The sequence below is a fragment of the Metasolibacillus meyeri genome (assembly GCF_003049505.1).
GTDB lineage: Bacteria > Bacillota > Bacilli > Bacillales_A > Planococcaceae > Metasolibacillus > Metasolibacillus meyeri.
This window is the reverse complement of the sequence record NZ_PYWN01000075.1, coordinates 1-15067: the sequence shown is the minus strand read 5'-3', so window position 1 is coordinate 15067 and position 15067 is coordinate 1. Positions and strand designations below refer to the sequence as shown.

Here is a 15067-nt window from a genome sequence, read left to right as displayed (position 1 = left end):
AGATTGAGTAGGAGATTTTCTCAAAAATGGTTTGCAAAAAAGCCGTTTTTTAAAGTGCCACCACGCAAAGATCAGTAGCTATAGCAAGAACGTTTCCTTTGCTGGACCTACTAAGTATAGCTCATGCATCGCACGTGTTAAGGCGACGTATAGTAGCTTACGATCGATTGCGTGGTCATAAAAGGCGATATCAAAAGCTGCGATGATGACCGCATCGAATTCGAGGCCTTTCGCTAAATGGCAAGGAATGACGAGCAATGTCGTTTGGTCAATGCTGGAATTTTCATTGAGCTCGGCGGCATTGATAGCGTGTGCTTGCAACAATGCTACGAATTCCTTCGCTTCCTTCGCGGTTTTACAAATAAGCGCAATGGAACGATGACCCGCCGTTTGAATTGTTTCATATAGCTTAGCAATGGTAGCAGCATCGAAATTTTTAGATTCGATAAATGTGGGCTCTTTTCCATGTCGAACAACTGGCTCAACTAATGGTAAATCCTCGTCCATTTTTGCTAAGACTTTGTTGGCTACCTCCATAATTTCAATTGTCGTTCGGTAGCTTTTTTGCAATGTAGCATACGTTGCACGTGGGAATAATTCAAGCACAGGCGTCCACTCCGTAACGGAGCGATAACTATGAATGCCTTGTGCTAAATCACCGACCATTGTAAACATATCCGTTTCAAGCCCAAGCTTTAAAGCTGCGAGCTGGAATATGCTATAGTCCTGTACTTCATCAATAAAGACGACCCGCATTTTCCACTTATCCTCAATCCCTTTAATGCGCGCATGTAAATAGTAGAGAGCTGCTAAATCCTCAAATGCCCAGCGCTCTTTTTTATGTACCTCTAGAAACGATTCTTGCTCCTGTAGCGTCCATTCGAGCGCAAGCTCCTGCAGTAATAGGCGGTTTGTAACAATATCGCGGTAGGCAGCTTTGATTTTTAATTTGCTAAAGCGCTTCATATAAGCCGATGTAATCGTTTTTGTTTGCAGCTTAATTTTAGGAATACGTGCATCGCGTTCATCAATATATTTTGTAACGATACGGCGCCTGTTTTCTGCATTGCGTATCCCATTTAAAGCGCGTCCAATAGCTTCCTCGTAGCGCACATTTAATGAATTTAAAACCGCAGTTGTTTTGCGCTTTACCTCTGTTTGAATAACTAATTTAATACGTTCGAGCCTTTTTTCCACAGGCATATAAGCGAACTCCTGTAAAAATAGCTTCTGTAAATGAGCGCCACGTATAATGCGGTATTTTTCTATAAAAACATCTTCAAATAGTGAGGCGAGCTGTTCTTCATGGCGTTTTACATAGCGTTCCATCATATCACGATATACGAGTGAGCCCTTCACTTGTGGAATTGAAAATGCAGGCAGTACAGCACTACTATTTTCTATTATATATTCTAATTGTTCATTTGGATTTTGGAGCTTTAATTTTATGCCAATCGCATTTTGCACATAATCTGCATATGTCGTTTGGCAAATTTTATCGACACCCAATTCTGGCAACACATCGCCAATATATTCGATAAATAATTGGCTTGGTGCTAAAATCATAAGCTGTTCGGGTTTAAAATACTCACCCATTGTGTAAAGGAAGTATGAAATGCGGTGTAGCGCAATCGTCGTTTTGCCACTGCCAGCAGCCCCTTGCACTAAAATGGGCTGACGCAAATGGGCGCGGATAATTTCATTTTGCTCTTTTTGAATAGTGGAAACAATTTCTGTTAGGCGGACATCTGCTTTACCAGCTAGTGCCTCCTGCAACAATTCATCATTTGTCGTTAAGTCGACATCGCGAAAATCGAGCAGTTCTCCTTGCTCAATTTTATATTGTCGCTTTGCGAATAAATGACCAGCATGCTCTTCTTCACGTACTTGGTAGGTCATATCACCAAGTCGCCCATCATAGTAAACATTTGCGACAGGTGAGCGCCAATCTACGATAATTGGCTCATTTGTTTCCTTATCAAAGAGCGATGTTTTACCAATATATAAAAATTCTTCTTGCTCACCAGTACGTTGGAAATGGATACGTGCAAAATAAGGCTTTTGCATAACCGCCTCTAATCCTTCTTTTTGTGTGCGAGCCATCTCAAAAAAACGTGCATTCGTTAAAATATTCAAAAAACTATCACTAGAATCAATGTATTCAAGATTCGCCATCGCTGAGCGAATATTTTCTTGCGCTGCCTGTAAATCTCGTTCAGATGCAAACAAAATATCATGCATATACGCCTTCGTTCGTTCTAACCGTTGTACCTCGTCTTGATAATCAGGATGTTGCATGTAATCCATTCCTCCAATCGTCTGTTAAGTCAGAAATTCATCGTATCAAATAGTAGAAGGAATAAGCAAGTAGTAACTTTATGTTTAAAAGTAATTCATGCTGGGTATATATAATAGCATAGAAAGGGGAAGATACAATGAGTACAGCTTTAACTACAAATAAACGCACGAAGGGACAGCATTCAGCATTAACGCAGCTACGTCAACAAGGTGCGATTCCAGGAGTAGTGTATGGCTATCAAGTTGAGTCTACACCAATTTCGATTGATGCAAAGAAGTTTGCAAAAATCTTATCTGAACAAGGTAGCAATGGCGTTTTCCAGCTAGAATTAGAGGGTGAAAAGATCAATGCTGTTTTATCAGAAGTGCAGCGCGATGCTTTAAAAGGCTTTGTGAAGCACGTAGATTTCCAAGTAATTAATATGGCAGAGGATTTAGAAGTAAGTGTACCAGTAACGACGACAGGAGATTCGGTTGGTGTAGCAGAAGGTGGACTATTGTTACAACCGATCCGTGAAATAACAATTAAAGTAAAACCAAACGCGATACCTGAAGCAATTGAGGTAGACGTAACAAATTTAGCAATTGGTTCATCATTAACGGTTGGCGATATTCGTTCACAGCAGGCATACGATATTTTAAATGACGATGAAGAAGTGCTTATCACTGTAGCAGCACCGACTGTTGAGGAAGAGGCACCAGTGGAAACAGAAGAAGCGACTGAAGAAGTTGAAGAATAGAATATAAACGAAAAAGCTGTTGGGAAAGTAGGTTAGGTTAGCGCCTATGTTTTCCAATAGCTTTTGTTTATAGCTGTAATAACTTATCTGGAATTCGTGACAAAGCTTGAATTTAAAATCAATAATGCCGAGGCGTAATTGCGTTGGTTTTTTTGTTTCTCCTCTGATTGAATTACTTTTCTTGTATTCTTGCATTCATATGATGTAATTAATGGATTTTGGGGGGCATCACGTATAGAAGAACATGTACTGACTTAAGTTAAGGAAAAAAGAATGATATGACATCGTTATATTTGATTATGAAAGCCCTCTGGTAACACCTATTATGGTACTATAATGATATATAAAGCGTTTACAAGGGGGGAATCCTATGAAAAAAATCAGAACAAAATTACTTGTAATTTTTGGTTTATTATTTTTGTTGTCAATTGGTATTATAAGTATAGTGAATGTTATTTTTACAATAAAGCATAATAATGAGCAGTTACAAGGATATGAAGAAAGTCTACTAACATCCTATGATAGGAATATTCAAGGACAAGTGGATAATGCGATGGCTGTTTTACATTATGCTTATGAACGTTATCAGCAAAAAGAGATGACGGAGGCTGATGCAAAGGCACTTGGTCAGCAATTAGTAAAACAATTGCGCTATGGGGAAGCGGGGTATTTTTGGATTGATGATTTAAATGGTGTATTAGTGGCGCATCCAGAGCAACCACAAAATGAGGGGACAAGCCGTCTCAATATTCAAGACCCAGAAGGCACCTATTTAATGCAAAATATTTTAGAGGCTGCAACGAACAAGACGAACAATGGCTTTTCAGAGTACATGTGGGAGAAGCCAGGAGTAGAAGGGCTAGTGAAAAAGCGTGCGTATTCTACATTATTTGAACCGTGGGGCTATATTGTAAGTACAGGTAATTATATTGATGATATTGAGCAGCTAGTACAAGCACAGTATGATTCAAATAAAAAATCTTTGACGAGTAGCTTAATGAATCAATTTTTGATTATTGTAGCATTAATCATTGTATTTATTATGATTTTATATGTATTTAGCAAACGTCTGGCGAAAAATATTACAAACATCGCCACATATGTGGAGCATGTTGCGGAAAATGATTTATCAAAAGAAGAAATGAAACTGGCGACACAAGATGAAATAGGGCAACTAAGTATGCATGTGAATCGCATGGTAGAAAATTTACGTAATATTTTACAAAATACAATCCAAACATCTGAGCAAGTATATGAAGCGAGTCAGCAATTATCATCAGCATCGGATGAAGTGCGGGAAAATAGCAATCAAATTTCAGAAACGATGCTAGGCATTGCGACTGGTGCTGAAACACAGGCACATCATGCAACAGAGCTATCCCATACGATGCATGCCTTTACACAAAAAGTGACAACGATTAATCAAGATGGAGAAATGGCACGCAACACCTCACATAATATATTGCAATTGACGAATAGCGGTAATGAATTAATGCAAGCATCGATTGGGCAAATGCACAAAATTGATGAAATCGTCCAGCAATCTTTACAAAAAGTAGAGGGGCTCGATATACAATCACAGGAAATCACACAATTAGTAACGGTCATTAAGGATATTGCTGATCAAACGAACTTGCTTGCATTAAATGCGGCAATTGAGGCAGCGCGTGCGGGAGAACAAGGTAAAGGTTTTGCCGTTGTAGCTGATGAGGTGCGCAAGCTGGCTGAACAAGTCGCGCAATCTGTGGCACATATTACAACGATTGTCTTAAATATTCAGAGTGAATCCACAATTGTTATGTCTTATTTACAAGAGGGATATCGAGAAGTAGAGCAAGGTGCGGAGCAAATTCAGCATACAGGCGTAACGTTTAAGCAAATTAGTCAGTCTGTAACGGAGATGGTTACAAATCTAGATTCGATTACGGATAATTTATCGGATATGGCGCAAAATAGTCAAGTGATTCAACAGTCGATTGAGGAGGTTGCAGCGATTACCGAACAAACGACAGCTGGCATTGAGGAAACCGTTGCAACGATGCAAATGACAAATGGCCGAGTGGAGCAAATTGCGAATAATGCAGAGCAGCTTGCTGAATTATCAGAGGAATTGAATACACATGTGACGAAATTTAAGCTTTAGTTAAAATAAAACCCGAATGATGTATGGCATGCTCTAAGGAAATGCCATAATCGTTCGGGCTTTTTAGTTCTCTTGTAACACTTTTTGCAAGGCGGTCAGTGAGCGGAAGGCAATCGGGCAGTAGCTATCATTTTCCATAATGATTTTGCGTTTTTTGAAATTTACTTCCTTCATATTTTTTAAATGGACTAAAAAACTTTTATGACTGCGGAAAAAACCATCACCTAAATCTAGTTCCTTTAAAGAGCCGTAAAATGAGTGGCAACCATTGCGTTCATGGAGCTTAATTTTATGTGGCTGTGTAGCCGTTTCAAAAAAGTAAATATCTTCTATAGCTATATTTTTGACCTTTTCCCCAGTTTTAATTTGAAACCATTTTGTTTGGTCGATTGCACCAAGCTGTTGATATTTTGTGAAGGCAGCTTGTAATGCCTCGGTAAGGTCAGCTTGTATTTGTGAAGGTGAGTCCTTTACGATGAAATCGAGTGCTGCTAATTTATATTTAAATGTTAATGTTAAATACTGTGCATATGTTGTGATGAAGATAATATGTGCAAGCGGGTCTTGCTGGCGTATCGTTTGTGCGATATCTAAGCCATTGACACAGCTATTTAGCTCAATATCAAGTATGTAACAATCAGCTGCCTCAATTAGTGGTTGCTTTGTGCATGATACAATCTGAATGCTAGGTGCTTGAAATAACGCATAATTTTTCACCGTTTCTACAATGAGCTGTTGATAGAAAATGTCATCCTCATATATTGCGATTCGCATCTTCTCCACCTCTTTCGATTAGCATTTCTTGGACAAACCATTCACCCTCGACATATGTATTCAGCAGGATATTGCGATGCTGTGTTACGAATTGCTGTACAGTATACAAGCCTAAACCTTGATTATTCTTTTTCGTAGAATAGTTTTCCGCAAAAATTTTTGCTATATCATTATAACTCTGTATTGTAGTGTTACGAATTATCAGTAGCTGTTCATTGGCACTCATTGTTAAAATAGCCAATTCGATTTGAGGTGTAGGGTGTTGTACACTTGCCTCTATCGCATTATCAAATAAAATGCCAATGAGCCGAACTAAAACAATGGATTCAATAAATAAATGTTCAATGATATTAGGCACTTCTACATTTATCTGAATAGACAGGTGATGAGCTTTAACAATTTTAGCACTAAGAAGCCCTTTTAATTCAGGTAATTGAATATTTTCAAGCTGCTGTAAGCTATGAATAGATGGTGACTGTGTGGTCGATGTCACTTTCTCGAAATAATTTTTAAGCCCTTCCATATTTTCCTGCTCTATATAACCTCGTATTGCTAATAATATATTCGAATAGTCGTGCTGTACTTGGCGAATTTCTCGATTCATTTGCTCTAGTTGGATTGTATATTCATAAAAGGATTGTTGCGTCAATTCCTTTTGCTCAAGTATTGCTTCTTTTCGAACAGTTTGCAGCACAATGACAATCATCACAAAAAGAAAAATCAAATAGGTGAGCAATCGGCTAAAATGAAACAGTGAAAGTGACAGATTGTCCATAAAGACCGTAATATAAAAAATAATAAATGTCATTGTAGCCATTAAAATAAGCAATAGTTCGATTTTTAACGGCAAACATGCCATTGTATCCATCAATTTTTTATACAGGTAGAGCACAAACATAAATAATGTAATGATGAGCAAAACATGTATGGCAAGCGGCAGATGAAAGGATTTAACCAGCAATAAACTTGCATATTCCACAGGGATTAATAGCAATAATATGATGATGCTGTGCAAAAAGGCGATACTTTTTTTCGTTATATAGTAAAAGAACATGCCGCTTAATAACACGCTTAAAATTAATGCCACCCATTGAAAAGGTGCCAAATAAATAGCGCTGATTGCAATGATTATATTGCACAATAAAGTAATAGCTAGCATTTTTGGCGTGGGGCGAATACGCAATAAATAAAAGAGTGAACCAAAGACAATCAAGTAATTCAACAAACTAAAAGCCCAAAAGAAAAAATTCATTCAGACCCTCCTTCGAAATAAGACGTTCAAGAGGAATTTTCTAACGTTTAAGATAAAGTTCAGCTTTTTTGAGCGCAAGTTTCTACAATGAACAGTATAGCATTTACATAATAGAAAGAGGGAAATGGATGAATTACTTTTCACTAAGCAGCAATGCGTTATTATTGGCATTTATTTTGTTGCTCGTCGCTATCATTCCATTTGGCTTTGCAACAAAAACAAGACATGCGGCAAGTTGGAAAATGGCATTAGCATTAACATGGCTAGCCTTTATATCACAAATGGTTTATTTCGTAGCTAGATGGAGAGCGGTAGGACATGCACCTGTCAGCAATATGTATGAATTTATGACGTTTTTCGGCATTATGCTAATCGGTGCAGTATTATTGATTAGCTCGCTGTACAAGCAATGGTCAATTGGTTTCTTCGCTATCCCAATAACACTGATTATTTTAGGCTATGGCAGTGTCTTTTCAAATAAAGCAATGCCATTAATCCCGAGTTTACAAAGTCACTGGTTAGCCATTCATGTGATTACTGTAGCTGCTTCAAGTGCTATTTTGTCGGTAGCATTTATTACAAGCGTAATGTACTTGTTGAAAACGGCAAAAGCACGTAGCATAAAATGGCTGGAGTTTGTGATGTTTCAACTTGTTGTCGTTGTAGGGTTTATTTTAATCTCAACTTTTTGTCAACTGTTTTTGAATCCTCAAACTGTGAAGTTTACCAATAAAGAGGGAGAAACGGAGCTTGCTACATATATACTGCCGATCATCACTTCGAATCATGCTGAAGCGGGATTATTTATGTTATCCAATAGCATTGATGCGAAAAAGTTAAATACGATTGTTTGGTCTTTTCTGGTAGGCGGGGTGCTTTATCTCGTTATTCGCTTGGTAGTGCGCAAAACATTTTGTGAACTATTGAAGCCTTTTACGTTGCGTATGGATTTGAAGCTACTTGATGAAATTTCGCATCGGGCCGTATTAATTGGGTTTCCGCTATTTTCGCTAGGTGGTTTATTTTTCGCGATGATTTGGGCGCAAATTGCATGGGGAAGATATTGGGGTTGGGACCCTAAAGAAGTATGGGCCTTGATTACATGGCTATTTTATGCCGCCTTACTCCATTTGCGCTTGACGAAGGAATGGGAAGGGGAGCGGACAGCATGGCTCGCAATTATCGGTTTTGGCTTGATTGTGTTTAATCAAGTATTTGTGAATTTAGTGATTGCAGGGTTGCATTCATATGTGTGAAAAAATTGGATTCAGCGGGTAGTCATCACCTGTTGAATCCAACTATCTTGATTATTTTACATACTGTAAGAGTTATTAATGGATAGAGAAATTTTTAAGCGAAAGGAAAAGGCTGCCTGAAAGTATTACGTTCAGGCAGCTATTTTCACCTACCACTTTGCTATATGTTCTTCGATACAGCCTAGCATTTGTTGTATGGTCAATGTTTCACCATTTGGTAATTCGATTGTGCCATGATAATAACCAACGAGCTGATGTACTTCAGATGTTACTAATTTTGCATCTGTTTTTGCTATTCGCTCAAAAAAAGGCGTGAATGTTAAATTGACTTGATTGCTTGATTTAGAGCGGATTGCCCATGGTTGCATAAAGTTAGCACGATTATATGTAAAAGCTACATCCTCACCAATTTTAATCATTGTACCATCAATAAAAACAGCATTTTCCGTCATCCCTGTTCCATCCGTCCATTGTCCACCGAAATTAAGCCCAATCCGTTTATTACGAATGCGTTGTGAAGCCATCCCCCAATTCCAGGTCGCTTTGCGTGGCCATACACCACGTCCATAATCAAGCACTGCGAAGCATTCATCTGGATTAAAAGTATAGCTTCGCTGCCCAATATGCACCGTACCAGAAGTCGGTAATGTATGATGCTTCGCTGTAAATTGGAATAATTGTCTGTTCCAAGGGATGACAACATTCAATGATTCATCATGCTGAGGATGCTGAATTGTTAAATCTGCCTGTAAAAATTCATTATCAAAATCTGGTATGGAGACAGAGAGCTGTGTCGCATCATTGTTATAAGTAAAGCGAACATCTAGCTCATTATGTGAAAATTTTACTGTTTCAAGTACTTGTGTCGGCATTTTTACACTTGTGCCAAGTGGGATTGTTACCGTTTTTTCAAAATAGCGCTGTGTTTCGTACTCTAAAAAATAGACGAAGCAAACAGCCGCATAATCTAAATGGCTAATTGTTGCTGAAAATAGTATATCCTCGCCATACACACACCAATAATTCCATTTTTTCTTCCGTAAATAATGCCCTGTAACGTTGCAATCAATCAATGGTTTTCTCGCAAAACCAATTGCAGCAGGATTCAAATTTCCCTTTTTGTCACATAGTGGTGTAGGCACCGTCACTTCACGTTCTGCAATTAGCCTCATAAAAATCATCCCCCTTGCATATTGCTATTACTGAATAGTGTAACAAATCGTGAGCAAAGAGGGGAGCTTTTGACACGATAAATGAAAAAATATGTAAATCCTAGAAAAGGGGGATGATAAATGCGTTATAATCGTGAACAGGCAGTAGCGTATGCAAGAAGATGGTGGAATGACCGTAATCCAGCCTTTCCTGCATTTCAAAATGATTGTACAAATTTTGTATCGCAATGCTTATATGCAGGAGGCGCGCCAATGAGAGGGGCACCTAATCAATCGACAGGGTGGTGGATATTGCCTGAGCAAGGAATTTGGAGCTTTAGTTGGTCTGTCGCTCATTCACTGCGCTGGTATTTAGAAACATCGAAAGAGGGGCTTACGGCAACGCGCGTCTATTCACCTACAGAGCTTGAGATTGGTGATGTTATTGCCTATGATTTTTCTGGAGACAATCGCATTGATCATACGACGATTGTGACAAGCATTCAAGGGGGCGTCCCATATGTGCATGCACATACATCCGATAGCGCGGATAGGGCCTATCATTATCGTGACTCAACGGCAGCCACACCGAATATGCGTTACTATTACTTTCATATAGCAGATGTATTTTCGTGGTAAAAGCTTTATAATTGAGAGGGAGCATCAATTGCAGAAAGGGAGATGGCATAATGACAACAAAATTAACAGTACGAGAAGCAATTACAACTCGTCGCTCAATTAAAAAATTTAACGGACAGCTTGTAAAGCGTGAAGATTTACTAAATATTATTGATGATGCAGCATGGGCACCGAACCATGGTACACGTGAGCCTTGGCGCCTCGTTGTAGCATGTGAGGAGCAATTACCAAAACTACATGAACTATTGCGTGATTTAGCTGTACCAAAGTGGCAAGAACTATCAGATGAGGCTTTAGCTACACAAATGCAAAAATTTACTTTAGCAGGTGGCTATGCATTTATGGTTGTGCCTGAGGATGCGCGTCAAAAAGAGAGATTAGAGGATTATGCAGCAGCATCGAGCTTTTTACAAAATATGCAGCTGCTTGCATGGGATAAAGGTATCGGCTCATGCTGGAAAACACCAGGCTTTTTAGATGTACCAAAATTCCGAGAAGCACTAGGTATAAAACCTGGTGAGCGAGTTATTGCCATGCTACAGCTTGGCTATTTTGATGAGCTACCAAAAGGAAAAGAGCGCAAAACAGCTACTGACATTGTTGCGTTTTTTGGAGAATAACAAGAAAATCCACTGTATAGGCAGTGGATTTTTTTATGCTTAAAGCCTCATGAAATAAGGATTCAACTATGAGTTGAGTGCATATTTCTTAGGGTAACTATACACTAAGAAATATACTACAACCAAATATGTTGAAAATAGTGTAGAAGTGCGGGATTTTGAAATTTTTAGTTCAAGGGTAATGATTCGCCCGTCAAATTCAAAAATAGGAGCATGTCCAAAAGAAAATACATGGACAGCCCCAATAATAGCTCTTATTTAAATTTATACATGTCCTTTTGTTCATAACGAGGGTAGTGCTCGATTGATTGACTATGCGTATATATGTCTACGGAACAATTAACTGTTAACAAAGATTTCATAATGTTAGAAGGGATAGAAACATGCGTAAGGGAATCTTGAGCAGAAAATAAATATATTTCTAAATAACAAATAGCATTATATCGATTTTGTATGTCAATAATCAGGTTTTGTTTAACTGTTAAAAATTGTTTGTTAAACTGCTCTAATAAATGCTGTATATAACCATCTGGATGATTGTATTGTTCCTCATCATAATATCCGCCTAATCTGTAAATCCATGAAGAACACCAAGGGTTTCCAGGACGTCTTGACCTAGGTGGCTCTTTACGTTCTAAATCATAGGATTGTGTTTGAATTGGTTGGACTTGCAAAATCTTAGTTATCTCATTCGGGTCAAAATGTTCAAACTGATTGTCTGGGTCCATATTTGTTTCAATAGAAAATGTAATAAATACTTTTGGCTGTATTTAAGATACCCCCTTTTGCGGTCTAACGAATATATACACCAGTTTCAATAACTATTTTTCCTAATTTATCTATTAAGTATACTTGGTTAGTTTCTTTGATACAAATGTATCAATAATAACTGAGCGAGATTTTGGATAATGATTGATTTTTGAAAGAAATATAAATTTACTAGTTTTGAATCCATTGTGATTCATATTTTCAAAATGGATTCTTGGAATTCCATCAGAGAATCGTTTTTTGTGAAGAAATATAAAGTCTCAGCGCACGCTACAATGTTCAATCAATATCCACATGTTCTTATCATCGAAGCCAGAAATTACACCCCTTATTTCTTGGTTCCCCCTAAATGGTTAAATACAACACAATTGGCAAAGAAATAATGCTAATTGCTGTTGTAACTAGCGTTGTAAATGATACGAGATCAGGCTCGGTATCATATTTCAATGCGAGCATCGTTGTATTGGCAGCAGCAGGCATCGCTGCTTGAATGATAAACACCGTTTTCGCTAAATCGTTTAATGGCAGAAAAGATAAAATAAATGCTGCAATAATAGGTGAGACAACCATACGTAGGATGCTTGCACTTACAACGAAACGATATGTCACCTTTTTACGAGAAATAACAGCAAGCTGCATGCCGAGCACAAGCATAATAACAGGAATCGCTGCATTTGCTACAAGGTTAAGTGCATCTTGAAAAGGGCTAGATAGCTCTAAGCCAATCCAATGACAGAACATGCCAAGGATGGCCGCATAAAGCACAGGCATCCTCACGACACTTTGCAATGCTTGCTTATAACCCCCTCCTTCTTGTCCCCCAAGTGATGCAAAGAAAATACCAAGCGTGTTCATTAACAAGGAATGTAGCACCATAATAATAACCGCATAATCAAACCCCACAGGGCCAAGTGCGAATAGTACAACAGGAGCTCCATAATTGCCACTATTCATAAAAACACTGCTTAAAATGAGTGCGGAGCTTTCAGCTTGATTCGCTTTTAACGCTTTGGCAACGATGTATGTAATGACTAATAATGAAAAGCTTAATAATAGCGCTGCTACCATCATATACACATAATCTAATGTAATGTCATTTGTGAAAAATGTTCGAAAGGCTAGACACGGTGACAATATGTACAGAGACATGGTTGAAATTGATTTAATATCAAAACCTACCAGCTTTTGAGCAATAAAGCCAAGCAAAAAAATGACGAGTGCAGGCAAAATAATAAAAAATAAAGTCATTGTTTCTTCTCCTTCGAGATGCGAAATAATTTACCTTTCATTATTGCATTTTTTCAAAAGAAGTAAAGATAAAAAATTGACAAATATTATTTTTTCTATTATGGTTATACACATAAGTATATAACCATATAAGGTGGTGAAGTTTTTGTGTTCGATAAAGATAAGCCAATTTACCAGCAAATTCGAGAAAAGATTGAGGATCAAATTGTAAACCGTCAGTTATTAGAAGAAGAACAGGCTCCGTCGACAAATCAGCTTGTTAGCTTTTATAAAATTAACCATGCAACGGTTTCGAAAGGGGTTAATCAATTAGTAGAAGAGGGCATTCTTTATAAAAAGCGAGGGATCGGTATGTTTGTCGCGATAGGAGCGAGAGAAAAATTGATGAAAAAGAGAAAGGAAGCATTTGTTGACCAATTTATCGTCAGCCTCATTGAAGAGGCAAATAAATTGGAAATAAGTGAGCAGGAAATCATTGAATACATTCAACAAGTGAAGGAGCGTAAAAGCGAATGATGAAGATGGAAGCTAAAAACATTCACTTAAATTATAGGCAAGATACAGCGTTACAAAATATTTCCTTTCAGCTAGACGGGAATAAAATATATGGGTTGTTAGGGAGAAACGGGGCAGGCAAAACATCACTATTATCTATTATTGCCTCTTTTCGTCAGCAAACAGCGGGAACATTGGAGATTTTAGGGCGAGTACCATTTGAAAATGCAGAAGTCATGCAGCAAGTTATTTTTGCCTACAATAAAGATTACAAAGAGGAGTCAGATAAAGTAAAGAATTTGCTACAAGGGATTGCTAAATATCGCCCAAACTTTGATATGAATTATGCTGAGCATTTACTTGTGCGCTTTCAAATACCAAAGGATAAAAAAATGCAGCAATTATCGAAGGGAATGCAAGCAGCCGTTGATGCGACAATTGGTTTAGCAAGCAATGCACCTCTTACGATTTTTGATGAAATTTATGCGGGAATGGATGCACCTACTCGCACGATTTTTTACGAAGAATTGCTAAAATCGCAGGAGCGATTTCCACGAATGGTATTGATGTCTACACATTTAGTATCAGAAATGGAGTATTTATTTGATGAAGTGTTGATTTTGCACAAAGGGACAATGGTGTTACATGAGGAATACGATGAGCTGATTTCAAAAGGTGTGACAGTAACAGGGAGCGCAGGGGATGTAGATGCATTTGTCCAAGATATGCGCCAACTGAATACAAAGCAATTAGGTGGCACGAAGGCTGTGATGGTCTATGGTCATTTATCAGAGCAACAATATAAGGATGCGGCAAAGCAAGGGTTAGAAATTGGGCCAATTGCGTTGCAAGATTTATTTATTCATCTGACAGAGGGAGGGAATGATTAATATGCAAAAATCAAATTCAATGAAAGTAGCATCGGATATGTTTTTCACACAAATGAGTTGGACATCTGGTTATTTATTTGTCCTACTGCTCATTTTCGTGGTGAGATTTGCAACCTCCTTTATAAAAGGTATCGAGTTCGCGATTTTTAAAGCTAAAGCAGATATCGATTCTTTTTCTACAATGATTTTTTATTCATCCAATATTTTTATGTTCATTATTGGCATTGTGGCAGCATATGGGTTTCTTCAATATTTTGTGAGCAATGGTGTGACACGCAAGCATTATTTTATCGGCGCAGCACTAGGCTCTTTCGGTGTTGCTTTAGCAATACCAATTATTATTAAGCTTGTTTTATTAGTTGAAAAATTCTTGCCAGGGCAATTTAGTGATGGCTCAAAAATAGTAGAGCCTGATGAAGAATTGCTAGGGCAGGTAGTTCAAAATATTTTGTTTTCTCCTTATATTGGTTTAAACGATAGCTTGTTACTTGGTATTGGGCTCTTTGCACTTAATATTTTTTGCTATTATGTGGCAGGCTGGTTGATTGGCATTAGCTTTTACCGTTTTGGAGGTGTAATGGGCTTATTGTCAATTCCAGTAGCGATTGCACTCTTATTAATCTATGACGCAATGATAGGCATTGCATTCAGTTCACAAATGCCGAGTTTATTGCCAATTAACGCAATTCCAGTGCCAGTTGCCTATTCACTAGCCATTGCTATTATCGCAATAATGCTTATATTGATTCGCCAATTTACCAAAAAAGTAGCTGTTAAACTATGAAGATGTTAG

Annotated in this window: 14 protein-coding genes; 8 read left to right on the top strand and 6 right to left on the bottom strand. The window is 37.9% G+C overall.

The features are described 5' to 3' along the window. Positions 1–78: 78 nt before the first annotated feature. Positions 79–2298 (bottom strand): RNA polymerase recycling motor HelD, encoded by a 2220-nt coding sequence (gene helD, locus C9J34_RS11610; RefSeq protein WP_107840040.1) that lies wholly within the window; start codon positions 2296–2298, stop codon positions 79–81. A gap of 137 nt (positions 2299–2435) precedes the next feature. On the opposite strand from helD, the gene C9J34_RS11605 reads away from it, so the two are divergent. Continuing rightward, positions 2436–3038 (top strand): 50S ribosomal protein L25/general stress protein Ctc, encoded by a 603-nt coding sequence (locus C9J34_RS11605; protein WP_107840039.1) that lies wholly within the window; start codon positions 2436–2438, stop codon positions 3036–3038. A 370-nt stretch (positions 3039–3408) separates the two neighbouring features. Next, a complete protein-coding gene (locus C9J34_RS11600) occupies positions 3409–5181 on the top strand; it encodes a methyl-accepting chemotaxis protein (protein WP_107840038.1) in 1773 nt (590 codons plus the stop codon). 63 nt (positions 5182–5244) lie between these two features. Here C9J34_RS11600 and C9J34_RS11595 read toward each other — a convergent pair whose 3' ends face one another. Next, entirely contained in the window at positions 5245–5955 is a 711-nt protein-coding gene (locus tag C9J34_RS11595; RefSeq protein WP_107840037.1) for a LytR/AlgR family response regulator transcription factor, read from the bottom strand. After that, a complete protein-coding gene (locus C9J34_RS11590) occupies positions 5936–7207 on the bottom strand; it encodes a sensor histidine kinase (protein ID WP_107840036.1) in 1272 nt (423 codons plus the stop codon). The genes C9J34_RS11595 and C9J34_RS11590 overlap by 20 nt, the downstream gene beginning before the upstream one ends. Before the next feature lie 128 nt (positions 7208–7335). On the opposite strand from C9J34_RS11590, the gene ccsB reads away from it, so the two are divergent. Further along, positions 7336–8463: a c-type cytochrome biogenesis protein CcsB gene (gene ccsB, locus C9J34_RS11585; RefSeq protein WP_107840035.1), complete on the top strand. Its 1128-nt coding sequence runs from the start codon at positions 7336–7338 to the stop codon at positions 8461–8463. Positions 8464–8612: 149 nt separating this feature from the next. Here ccsB and C9J34_RS11580 read toward each other — a convergent pair whose 3' ends face one another. Next, the gene (locus C9J34_RS11580) at positions 8613–9635 is read right to left on the bottom strand and encodes a DUF2804 domain-containing protein (RefSeq protein WP_107840034.1); all 1023 of its coding nucleotides are present in this window, start codon (positions 9633–9635) and stop codon (positions 8613–8615) included. Positions 9636–9755: 120 nt separating this feature from the next. On the opposite strand from C9J34_RS11580, the gene C9J34_RS11575 reads away from it, so the two are divergent. Next, on the top strand, positions 9756–10253 hold the full coding sequence (locus C9J34_RS11575) for an amidase domain-containing protein (protein ID WP_107840033.1): 498 nt from the start codon (positions 9756–9758) through the stop codon (positions 10251–10253). 50 nt (positions 10254–10303) lie between these two features. Next, positions 10304–10873 carry a nitroreductase family protein gene (locus C9J34_RS11570; RefSeq protein WP_107840032.1) on the top strand — a complete coding sequence of 190 codons (570 nt, stop codon included), beginning with the start codon at positions 10304–10306 and terminating at the stop codon, positions 10871–10873. 254 nt (positions 10874–11127) lie between these two features. On the opposite strand, the gene C9J34_RS11565 is transcribed toward C9J34_RS11570, so the two are convergent. Beyond that, positions 11128–11601, bottom strand: a complete 474-nt coding sequence (locus C9J34_RS11565) for a DUF4279 domain-containing protein (protein ID WP_107840031.1) — start codon at positions 11599–11601, stop codon at positions 11128–11130. Positions 11602–11986: 385 nt separating this feature from the next. Further along, the gene (locus C9J34_RS11560) at positions 11987–12889 is read right to left on the bottom strand and encodes an AEC family transporter (protein WP_107840030.1); all 903 of its coding nucleotides are present in this window, start codon (positions 12887–12889) and stop codon (positions 11987–11989) included. A 147-nt stretch (positions 12890–13036) separates the two neighbouring features. Here C9J34_RS11560 and C9J34_RS11555 point away from each other — a divergent pair, with 147 nt between their 5' ends. The 3 genes from C9J34_RS11555 to C9J34_RS11545 are packed head-to-tail and all read left to right on the top strand — an operon-like array spanning position 13037 to position 15058. Next, the gene (locus tag C9J34_RS11555; RefSeq protein ID WP_107840029.1) at positions 13037–13405 is read left to right on the top strand and encodes a GntR family transcriptional regulator; all 369 of its coding nucleotides are present in this window, start codon (positions 13037–13039) and stop codon (positions 13403–13405) included. Further along, on the top strand, positions 13402–14274 hold the full coding sequence (locus C9J34_RS11550) for an ATP-binding cassette domain-containing protein (protein ID WP_420799125.1): 873 nt from the start codon (positions 13402–13404) through the stop codon (positions 14272–14274). Before C9J34_RS11555 ends, C9J34_RS11550 begins: the two co-directional genes overlap by 4 nt. 1 nt (position 14275) lies before the next feature. After that, entirely contained in the window at positions 14276–15058 is a 783-nt protein-coding gene (locus tag C9J34_RS11545; protein WP_107840028.1) for a hypothetical protein, read from the top strand. Positions 15059–15067 lie beyond the last annotated feature (9 nt).

Excerpts from the sequence above, each read along its gene's own strand:
- helD (WP_107840040.1), bottom strand. The coding sequence starts at position 2,298 with ATGCAACATCCTGATTATCAAGACGAGGTACAACGGTTAGAACGAACG.
- C9J34_RS11605 (WP_107840039.1), top strand. The coding sequence starts at position 2,436 with ATGAGTACAGCTTTAACTACAAATAAACGCACGAAGGGACAGCATTCA.
- C9J34_RS11600 (WP_107840038.1), top strand. The coding sequence starts at position 3,409 with ATGAAAAAAATCAGAACAAAATTACTTGTAATTTTTGGTTTATTATTT.
- C9J34_RS11595 (WP_107840037.1), bottom strand. The coding sequence starts at position 5,955 with ATGCGAATCGCAATATATGAGGATGACATTTTCTATCAACAGCTCATT.
- C9J34_RS11590 (WP_107840036.1), bottom strand. The coding sequence starts at position 7,207 with ATGAATTTTTTCTTTTGGGCTTTTAGTTTGTTGAATTACTTGATTGTC.
- ccsB (WP_107840035.1), top strand. The coding sequence starts at position 7,336 with ATGAATTACTTTTCACTAAGCAGCAATGCGTTATTATTGGCATTTATT.
- C9J34_RS11580 (WP_107840034.1), bottom strand. The coding sequence starts at position 9,635 with ATGAGGCTAATTGCAGAACGTGAAGTGACGGTGCCTACACCACTATGT.
- C9J34_RS11575 (WP_107840033.1), top strand. The coding sequence starts at position 9,756 with ATGCGTTATAATCGTGAACAGGCAGTAGCGTATGCAAGAAGATGGTGG.
- C9J34_RS11570 (WP_107840032.1), top strand. The coding sequence starts at position 10,304 with ATGACAACAAAATTAACAGTACGAGAAGCAATTACAACTCGTCGCTCA.
- C9J34_RS11565 (WP_107840031.1), bottom strand. The coding sequence starts at position 11,601 with ATGGACCCAGACAATCAGTTTGAACATTTTGACCCGAATGAGATAACT.
- C9J34_RS11560 (WP_107840030.1), bottom strand. The coding sequence starts at position 12,889 with ATGACTTTATTTTTTATTATTTTGCCTGCACTCGTCATTTTTTTGCTT.
- C9J34_RS11550 (WP_420799125.1), top strand. The coding sequence starts at position 13,402 with ATGATGAAGATGGAAGCTAAAAACATTCACTTAAATTATAGGCAAGAT.
- C9J34_RS11545 (WP_107840028.1), top strand. The coding sequence starts at position 14,276 with ATGCAAAAATCAAATTCAATGAAAGTAGCATCGGATATGTTTTTCACA.